7 protein-coding genes and 1 pseudogene are annotated in these 8,760 nt (G+C 66.6%); all 8 read right to left on the bottom strand.

Going from position 1 to position 8,760, the window contains the following annotated elements; translation table 11 throughout:
* A pseudogene (locus HMPREF3088_RS10740) lies at positions 1-503 on the bottom strand (hypothetical protein); the annotation flags it as partial.
* Complete coding sequence (mnmA, locus tag HMPREF3088_RS08250; protein WP_070759309.1) at positions 500-1,720, bottom strand: tRNA 2-thiouridine(34) synthase MnmA; 1,221 nt, start codon at positions 1,718-1,720, stop codon at positions 500-502. The pseudogene HMPREF3088_RS10740 and the gene mnmA, both read right to left, overlap by 4 nt.
* A gap of 29 nt (positions 1,721-1,749) precedes the next feature.
* On the bottom strand, positions 1,750-2,937 hold the full coding sequence (locus HMPREF3088_RS08245) for a cysteine desulfurase family protein (protein WP_070759307.1): 1,188 nt from the start codon (positions 2,935-2,937) through the stop codon (positions 1,750-1,752).
* Between the two features lie 30 nt (positions 2,938-2,967).
* Positions 2,968-4,347 carry an SLC13 family permease gene (locus HMPREF3088_RS08240; protein WP_070759375.1) on the bottom strand — a complete coding sequence of 460 codons (1,380 nt, stop codon included), beginning with the start codon at positions 4,345-4,347 and terminating at the stop codon, positions 2,968-2,970.
* A gap of 210 nt (positions 4,348-4,557) precedes the next feature.
* Positions 4,558-5,508 carry an electron transfer flavoprotein subunit alpha/FixB family protein gene (locus tag HMPREF3088_RS08235; protein ID WP_070759305.1) on the bottom strand — a complete coding sequence of 317 codons (951 nt, stop codon included), beginning with the start codon at positions 5,506-5,508 and terminating at the stop codon, positions 4,558-4,560.
* A gap of 62 nt (positions 5,509-5,570) precedes the next feature.
* Positions 5,571-6,359 carry an electron transfer flavoprotein subunit beta/FixA family protein gene (locus HMPREF3088_RS08230; RefSeq protein ID WP_070759303.1) on the bottom strand — a complete coding sequence of 263 codons (789 nt, stop codon included), beginning with the start codon at positions 6,357-6,359 and terminating at the stop codon, positions 5,571-5,573.
* 190 nt (positions 6,360-6,549) lie between these two features.
* Positions 6,550-7,821: a class I SAM-dependent methyltransferase gene (locus tag HMPREF3088_RS08225; protein ID WP_070759301.1), complete on the bottom strand. Its 1,272-nt coding sequence runs from the start codon at positions 7,819-7,821 to the stop codon at positions 6,550-6,552.
* Between the two features lie 7 nt (positions 7,822-7,828).
* The gene (locus HMPREF3088_RS08220; RefSeq protein WP_070759299.1) at positions 7,829-8,743 is read right to left on the bottom strand and encodes an NUDIX hydrolase; all 915 of its coding nucleotides are present in this window, start codon (positions 8,741-8,743) and stop codon (positions 7,829-7,831) included.
* Between the last annotated feature and the right edge of the window lie 17 nt (positions 8,744-8,760).

The raw sequence follows: 8,760 nt of genomic DNA, 5'->3' as shown, positions 1-8,760 counted from the left end.
GAGCCGGTCGCGCTGGCCAGCCATTCGGCGGTCTCCGCCAACCCCGCGCCCAGCGTGAGGGCGATGTCCCGGAAGGCTGGGCGGTCGGCCACGATGGGATGCCCCGCCAGCTCCACGGTGGCGCCAAAGCTCCAGGGCCCGGCGGCGTTCAGCATGATCCGTGGGGCCCGACGTTCGGCAAGCACCGCGGGCACCAGGTCTCGGAGCTCCGAGAGATAAGACCGGGTTTGGCGGCCGATCAGGCTGGCCCCGTGGCTAATCTCCCAGCCCCGCGGGTTCGCGGCGAGGCTGAGCTGCGCGAAACCGGCGGTCAGGGCGGTGACGTCCAGCGCGACGTCCTTGACACCGGGCTGGCCTGCAGGCTGGATGCGGGGCAGGGAGATCCCACCCGGCGCGCCGGTATCCTCATCCACATCGACGCCGCGGAGAAGCGCGGCCTGCAGGGCGCTGTTCTGGTCCGGGTGCGTCGTGGCGAAGGACTCCCACCAGCCGAGACGTGTCATCGCTGGGCGTCCTCGCCCTGTTCGATGGCGTCGGCGTCCACCGCGCCGACGGTGCCGGGTGCGGGCTGCTCCTCAATCGGGGCCCCGAGGGCGGTAGTCGCGCGGATGGTGCCGGAACCCAGCAGGATGTCGCCGGCCTCGTCGGGGCGGTAGACCACGGCGGCCTGGCCGCGCGCCACGCCCTCCAGTGGCTGCAGCAGCTCCAGCTCCAGGCGCCACGGCAGCTCGTCGGCTTCCTTCACGCGACCCGCCGGGGTGACCGGGGCTGGGTCGTCAACGAGCCGGGCGCGGGCGGGAACCACCCCGCCGTGGGCGCGCACCTGCACCTCGCAGTCGAATTCGCGGCCGTGTACCTCCGGGTCGAGGCGCTTGAGGCGGTCGGCGATGATCCCGCCGACCCGCAGGTCCTCCCGGGTGCCGACGGTGACGGTACCCGTGTGGGCGTCGATATCCGTGACATAGCGTGGGCGGCCGTCGAGGGTTTCGCGCGGCAGGCCGAGCCCCTTGCGCTGACCAACGGTGAAGCCATACACGCCGTCGTGCTCCGCCACGGTCTCCCCGCCGGTATCCCGCACCAGGCCGGGACGCAGGCCGATCTTCGAACCCAGGAATGCCTGAGTTCGGCCATCCGGGATAAAGCAGATGTCGTGGCTATCTGGCTTATTGGCGACCCCGAAGCCGGCGTCGGCGGCCTCCTCGCGGATCTCGGGCTTGACGGTGTCCCCGACCGGGAACATGCAGTGTGCCAGCTGTTCGTCGGTCAGCACGCCGAGGACATAAGACTGGTCCTTGTCCGCGTCCACGCCCCGGCGCAGCACGCCGTCGTGGAGCTGCGCGTAGTGGCCGGTGACCACGGCGTCGAAGCCCAGCGCGATGGAGCGGTCCAGCAGGGCCTCGAACTTGATCTTCTCGTTGCAGCGCAGGCACGGATTCGGGGTCTCGCCGATGGCGTAGGAGTCCACGAAGTTATCGATCACATCGGCCTTGAAGCGGTCGGAGAAGTCCCAGACGTAGAAGGGGATGCCGAGCTTGTCGGCGACCCGCCGGGCGTCGGCGGAATCCTCCAGGGAGCAGCAGCCGCGGGAACCGGCGCGCACGGCCTCCGGGGATTGGGACAGCGCCAGGTGCACGCCGATAACCTCGTGGCCTGCTTCGAGTGCCCGGGCGGCCGCGACCGCCGAATCCACACCACCGCTCATTGCTGCTACTACTCGCATGGGTGGCACCCTACTCGGGTTTAGCGGGCTTAGGCCATTCCGGCGGCGCGAGCCTGCTCGGCCACGCGCGGCAACAATTCGGCGATGCGTTCAGCGTCCGCCATCGTGGTCTCCGCGCCGAAGGTCAGCCGCAGGGCACCTCGGGCCACCTCCACGTCCACTCCCATGGCGGCGAGCACGTGGCTGGCGCGGTTCACCCCGGCCGCGCACGCCGAACCCGTGGAGGCATCCACCCCCGCAGCGTCCAGCAGCATGATGAGGCTATCCCCCTCCGCACCGGGGATGCTCAGGTGCAGGTGGCTGGGCAACGAGGGTTCGTGGGTCCACACTTTTATCCCCTCGATGCCACGGACGGCCTCCAGCACCCGCTCGCGGATGTTCCGTAGCCGCTCGTTCTCCGCAGCCATATCCCGATGTGCCGCCGCCAGTGCTGCTGCGGTGCCCACCGCCCCGTGGACGTTGACGGTCCCAGAGCGCAGCCCGCGTTCCTGGTTCCCGCCCTTCAACGGCGAGAGGATCTTCGCATCCCGGCGCGCGAGCAACACCCCGGTCGAGCGCGGCCCGCCGAACTTGTGCGCGCTCGCTGCGAGGGTGGCGACCCCGAGGCCGTGGAAGTCGATCGGCACCCTCCCCGCTGCCTGCACGGCATCCACGTGCATGGGCACTCCCTTGTCCGCTGCGATTGTGGCAAGTTCGCCGACCGGCTGGATGTTCCCGGTCTCGTTATTCGCCCACATGCAGGTGATCAGCGCCGTCTGCTCGGGAGCCATGTTTTTTAGGACGCCGATCTCCTCGGCCGCTTCAAGATCAACGACTCCGTGTTCGTCCACGGGCAGCTCGACCCGGCGGTACCCCAAGTCAAGCGGGCCGGTGCACAGCCAATCGATGGATTCCCCCACCGCCGGGTGCTCGATGCCAGGAGCGATGATGTCGCCGGCAGTCGGGTGCAGCTTCCGGGAGCCGAAGGCCAGCCCCTGCACGGCGATGTTGTCGGCCTCCGTGCCCGAGGCGGTGAAGATCACCTCCACGGGTTCGGCGCCGAGGAGTTCGGCGATCTGCTCGCGGGACTCCTCCAGCACCCGCCGGGCGTCCCGGCCGGTGCGGTACTGACCGGCCGGATTGAGCGCGGATTCTGCCTCCCGCATCGCCGCGGCCGCCTCCGGGCGCAACGGGCTCGAGGCGGCGTGGTCGGCGTAGATGCGGGGCTGGCTTGTCATGGTTTCTAGTGTGGCATAGCCCCTGGCAAGCTAAGCGAACATCCCCATGCCCCAGCAGATGGCAACCAGCACGATGGAGAATGCCCAAACCACCGGCAGTGCGCGCTTGAGATAGTGGCCCATCTGCCCCTCGGCGAGGCCGAGCGCCAGCCAGAGCGCCGGCGAGAACGGGGAGACGAAGGTGCCGATGACATTACCCACGATGAGCGCTGCGGCAGCCCCCATGCCGCTCACACCGAAGTTCGCAGCAGTCTCCTGAACGATGGGCAGCACCGAGAAGTAGTAGGCGTCGGTGGACGTGAGAAGGTCCAGTGGGACGCCGAAGAACGCGACAATGATGTGCAGGTACTGCCCCACTCCCTCAGGCATGATCGCGATGAGCTGCAGGGCGATCTCCTCGAGCATGCCGCTGCCGTTGAGCACTCCCAGGAACATGGCGGCCGCGATGATCACACCGGCCATGGAGAGCGCATTCGGTGCGTGCCGGTTAAGCACCCCGGTCTGAGCCTCCTTGCCCTGGCAGTTCACCAGCATGGCCACGGTGGTGGCGATGAGGAAGGCCGGAGCCGGTGGCAGCAGGCCCGCCAGCAGCACGACCAGCACCGCGAGGATCAGCACGACGTTAATCACCGTCACCGCCCTGCCAGTGCGGAAGGACAGGCCGATCTCCGCCTGCTGTTGGCGCTGGTTCTCTGCGAAGTTGGCGGCCATCTTCTCGACGTCGACGTTAGCCGGGCCTGGGGTGTCTGCCCCGGCTCCCACCTTCTGCGCGCTGCGCTTGCGGGCGCGGCGCAGCTCGAGGACGCCGAGGGCCGCAGCTACTGCGAACACGCCGAGCAGCGCGATCCCCTGGGCCGGCAGCAGGTGGATCCAGATATCGTGCGGGTCCTGCGCGATGACCGAGCCCGCTCGCCCCACCGGGCCTGCCCACGGCACCATGTTCATCACCGACGCTGCCAGCGCGACGATCATCAGTAGGGTGTAGCGGCTCATGTGCATCGCCTTATACAGCGGGAGCAGCGCGGGGATCGTCAGCAGGAAGGTCGTCGAGCCCGAGCCATCGAGGTGGGCGACCACGCCGATGGCCGCGGTTCCCAACGTGATGAAGACAGGATTGCCCCTGGTGCCCTTGATCAGCGCTCGAATCACGGGTGTGAACAGCCCGACGTCCTGCATGATTCCGAAGAAGATGATCGCGAAGATGAACATCACGACCACACTCATGACGGATTTCAGCCCGTCGCTGAAGAAGTCGGAGAGTTCCTCAAAGCTATAGCCCAGGATCAGGGCTCCGATCGCTGGGATGAGGGCCATGGGCACGATCGGACTCACCTTGCCGCGAATCAGAATTGCGACGGTGAGAAAGATGATGGCGAGCCCAGCGATGGTGAGCCCGAGGGCTGACTGCATGCCCAAGTCCTTTCCAGTGAGGGAGTGGCGCGCCTTCAGCGCGCCTATGCCGTGCATCACATTGTGACAGACGTCCCAAACTGGAGCACAATCACCGAGCGCACGAGTATTCGTGCGCCCGATATAAAAAAGCCGGTGCTCCGCCATGACGGGAAACACCGACTTTTAATTTTTAGCTGCGCTCAGGGCAGCTGATTGGATTCGGGAACCTTAACGGTTCTTGATCTCCTCGGTTGCCTGCGGGGCAACGTCGAAGAGGTCACCAACGATACCGAAGTCTGCGATCTCGAAGATCGATGCCTCGTCATCCTTGTTGACCGCAACGATGGTCTTGGAGGTCTGCATACCAGCCTTGTGCTGGATAGCACCGGAAATGCCCAGTGCGATGTACAGGTTCGGGGACACGGTGACACCGGTCTGGCCGACCTGGAACTTGCCCGGGTAGTAGTCCGCGTCGACTGCGGCACGGGATGCACCAACGGCACCGCCGAGCGCGTCGGCCAGTGGCTCGACAACGTCGGTGAAGCCCTCGGAGCCGCCCACGCCACGACCACCGGAGACGACGATCTTCGCCTCAGCCAGGTCCGGACGGTCGCCGGCCTCAGCCGGAGCGAAGCTGGTGATCTTCACAGCGGTCGGGCCAGCGCCCGGCAGCTCGACTGCCTGGATCTCACCGGCAGCGTCCTGCGGCTCCGGATCGATGGAGCCGGCCTGCCAGGTGAAGACCGGGGCCACGCCTGCGGCACCGGAGTCGACGATGTACTCGCCACCGAAGACCGGCTTCTTAGCGTTGCGCTCGGCGTCGATCTCGGTGATGCCGTAGACCGCACCGGAGCCCACGCGTGCGGACACGCGGCCAGCAACCTCGTTGCCGGTAGCGGACGCAGAGACCAGGACCGGAACCTGCAGGTGAGCGGCGAGCCCGGAGAGGGCGTCGACGGACGGGGTGATGAGCAGGGAGTCAGCCTCGTCGGACTCGGCAGCGTAGATGGTCTCCGCGCCAGCAGCAGCCAGCTCGGACTTCAGGCCCTCAGCGGTGCCCGGCTTGCCAACAACGACGGCGCCGACCTGGCCGAATACGCGACCAGCGGTGATGAGCTCGCGAGTGGAGTTCTGCAGCTCACCTTCAACGTGATCAACCAGTACCAATACGTTGGTCATGGATTTTCCTCTTTCCTAATGTGGCAGGGAATGTCGGGTTATGGAACGTGAAAAGCGGTGAGCTAGATCAGCTTTTCCTTAGCGAGGAACTCGACGAGCTTCTTGCCGCCGTCGCCCTCATCGGTGATCTTCTCACCGGCAGACTTCGGTGGCTTCGGCGTGACGCCAGCGACCGAAGAGGTTGCGTTGCCGCCGCCGACGTTCGCCGGATCGACGCCGATGTCGGAGAGGCTGAGCTCCTTGATCTCCTTCTTCTTCGCGGCCATGATGCCCTTGAAGACGGCGAAGCGCGGGGTGTTGGCCTTCTCCGTGACGGAGACGATGGCCGGGGTCGGCGCCTCGAGGCCGAAGATGCCCTCCTCGGTGACGCGCTTACCGGTGACGGTGCCGCCCTCGACAGCCAGCTCCTCCATGTGGGTCAGAGCCGGGATCTGACGGTACTCGGCCAGCAGGCCCGGGATAGCGCCCGCAACACCGTCGGTGGATGCGTTACCAGCGATGATGAGCTCAATGTCCTCGATCTGGTTGAGCGCGTTGCTCAGCGTCCAGGCGGTACCCAGGACGTCGGAGCCCTCGAGGCCCTCATCGGTGACCAGGATTGCCTCGTCGCAGCCCAGGGACAGTGCCTTGCGCAGCGCCTCGGTCGCGCGGGTCGGACCCACGGAGAGCACGATGACGTTGCGGGAGGAGTCTGCTTCCTTCAGCTGGAGTGCAGCCTCGACAGCGTTCTCGTTGATCTCATCGAGAACAGCGTCGGCGCTGTCACGGTCCAGACGGAAGTCGTCCTCACGGAGCTTGCGCTCGGAGTACGTATCCGGCACCTGCTTAACCAGAACAACGATGTTCGACATGCGTTGGCCTTTCGTGATTGCGTGTTAGTTTCCAGTTCAGCTTAGCTTGAAAAACGTGAGCTTCGCCACAACACATTAATATTTTTCTAGAACCACCCCGCCATACGGGCTGGGCGTGTCACCGTCCGTTCTACCCAACCGGCACACCCCGCGCCCGCGCTTTGCGCCAACCGGCAGCGAATTCGCAGAATTAAGGCTTGTCGGGGGCTACCGCGCGGCAGATATAGGCCACCACCCCGCTGCTCACCCCGCCCCCGCGCTGCGTCGACTTCCGCTCCCCCAGCCGCGCGATGACGACCGTCGCCTCGCCCTTGCCCTTCAGCTTCAGCTTCGCGCGCAGCTGGTCCGGATTGATATCCGCCCCGCGCACGAGGATCTCCAGCTTGCCGACTCCTCGTTGCTGCAAAGTCTTGCGCAACTGCTTGACAGGCACGGTATCCAACACCTCGAAGGCCCGCATGCCCGCCGGGATGTGGTCCCCCGTGACATAAGCCAGGTTCGGGTCCACCAGCCACAGCCCCTCCCGGGCCGCGAAGTGGCGCACCAGCCCGGCGCGAATGATCGCTGCATCCGGTTCCATGATGTACCGGCCAGGCTGGCCCGCGCGAGCTGCGACGTCGTCGTGAGACAGCTCCGGCTCCCAGCTGGCTAGGACGTCCACGCTGTCCCCCTGGTTGCTGGTGTTGATCACCACAGCCCGGCGCGCCAGTCCCTCGCTATCCCGGGCTTCCGGGGACACCAGCCCGGAGGTTAAGGCACAGGCCTCCTTGGCTTGCCCGTCCACGCTGATGACATCCACCTGGCCGGCCCAGTCCTCGAGCTCGGCGAAGTTCACTCCCGGGGCGAGTTTCACCATCAGCTCGTGGCCGGGATAGGTCGCGACCAGACCGCTAACCGGGGGCTGCATGTCCTCGAGCCGGTGAATCCGCCCCGAGGAGTTGCGCCGAGCCGGGTCCGCAAGGATCACCGGCTTCTCCCCCGGTGTCCCTCCCCAGGGCTCGAGAGCATCGGCCACCCGCACCTCGACCGCCGGGCAGTTTGTGCGAGCCATCTCCACCCGAACCGGATCAATATCGGAGCCGCTGCACGCCAGCCCGGCCTCCTTAAGCGCCACAAGCTCGGTCCCCACCGAACAAGTGACGTCACGAGCCGCCTCCACCCCCAGCGCCGCGAGGTGCCGAGCACGGAACCGCGCCACGGCCAACGGGGTGGACTGCTGGGCAGCATCCTTATCGGTCCACCACCCGGCGGCGAGTTCGGCAGGCAGCTTCGCCGCCGCTATCCGGCGGGCCTCCACCAACTCGGCCACTGCGCGGGCATGTTCACCCCAGGCTTTGCGCAAGGCTGCCGTATCGGCCACCACGCTGCGCTGGCTGAGCTCAAGCTCGCCGGCCTGCGCGATGGCGGTGCCGGCGTCGGGAGAGGACTGGAGCCACTGAAGCTCCTCAAGGCTAAAAGACAACCGCGACCTACTGCAGGTAGGAGCCCGGACGGTGCTCGAATGGGTGCTCCGGCAGGTCCGCCGGGTCAACCGCGAACTTCATTCCCGGGGCGAAGACGCGCTTCGGGCGGCCGTACATTTTGGACTCCATGAGGTAGTACTCCGCCATGTACGGTTCATCGATCGGCTCGTCGAGAACGGGGTCGACCGAGAGCCCCGACGAGAAGTCCATGACCTCGTCGACCGTGCGGAAGGTGCTCAGCAGCTTCAGCTGCGCCCACGTCGGAGGCATCAGGCTGATCTTCCGGGAACGCCACCCGTCCAGCAGCGTCGACGGGCGGAACCAGCCCGTGGACGTGGCCTCGCGCGTGTCCCCGGTCGTATCCTGCCCCTCCGGCAGACGGGCGACGAAAAATGCCGTGTCGTAGCGGATCGGCTGCCCCTCCGGGGTCACCCAGTTCGCCCAGGGGCGCAGCAGGTCCGCCCGCAGGATCAGCTTGTGCCGGTCCATGAACGTAGAAAACGGGAGCAGGTGATTCTCCAGCTCCTGGCGCTCGTGCTGAAAGCGCGTGGTGTCGGCAACGATATCTCCGTCCTCGTTGGAGGCCAGGAGCGTGCCCGCCTCCTCGAAGGTCTCGCGCACCGCGGCGCACACCAGGGCGCGGGCAATCGCGGGGTCCTTGCGCAGACGGTGGGCCCACCAACGAACATCCGGGCCGGACCAGCGCACATCGGGCGAGTCCACCCCGTCGCCGTCGACGTCACCGGGCATATCGCGAGCATCCACCCCACCGCCCGGGAAGACAGTCATCTCCGCGCAGAACGCCATGGTTGACGCGCGCTCCTGCACGTAGACCTCCGGGCCGGATAGCGTGTCACGCAGCAGAATGACCGTGGAGGCATGCCGTGGCTCTACCGGACCCAACTGCTCTGCAAATCCCATCTCGAGCCGGACCTCGC

The organism is Corynebacterium sp. HMSC22B11 (genome assembly GCF_001815965.1).
Classification (GTDB): Bacteria; Actinomycetota; Actinomycetes; order Mycobacteriales; family Mycobacteriaceae; genus Corynebacterium.
Note: the sequence above shows the minus strand (reverse complement) of the source record. Positions and strands in the feature narration are given on the sequence as shown.

Excerpts from the sequence above, each read along its gene's own strand:
- HMPREF3088_RS08230 (WP_070759303.1), bottom strand. The coding sequence starts at position 6,359 with ATGTCGAACATCGTTGTTCTGGTTAAGCAGGTGCCGGATACGTACTCC.
- mnmA (WP_070759309.1), bottom strand. The coding sequence starts at position 1,720 with ATGCGAGTAGTAGCAGCAATGAGCGGTGGTGTGGATTCGGCGGTCGCG.
- HMPREF3088_RS08220 (WP_070759299.1), bottom strand. The coding sequence starts at position 8,743 with ATGGGATTTGCAGAGCAGTTGGGTCCGGTAGAGCCACGGCATGCCTCC.
- HMPREF3088_RS08240 (WP_070759375.1), bottom strand. The coding sequence starts at position 4,347 with ATGCAGTCAGCCCTCGGGCTCACCATCGCTGGGCTCGCCATCATCTTT.
- HMPREF3088_RS08245 (WP_070759307.1), bottom strand. The coding sequence starts at position 2,937 with ATGACAAGCCAGCCCCGCATCTACGCCGACCACGCCGCCTCGAGCCCG.
- HMPREF3088_RS08235 (WP_070759305.1), bottom strand. The coding sequence starts at position 5,508 with ATGACCAACGTATTGGTACTGGTTGATCACGTTGAAGGTGAGCTGCAG.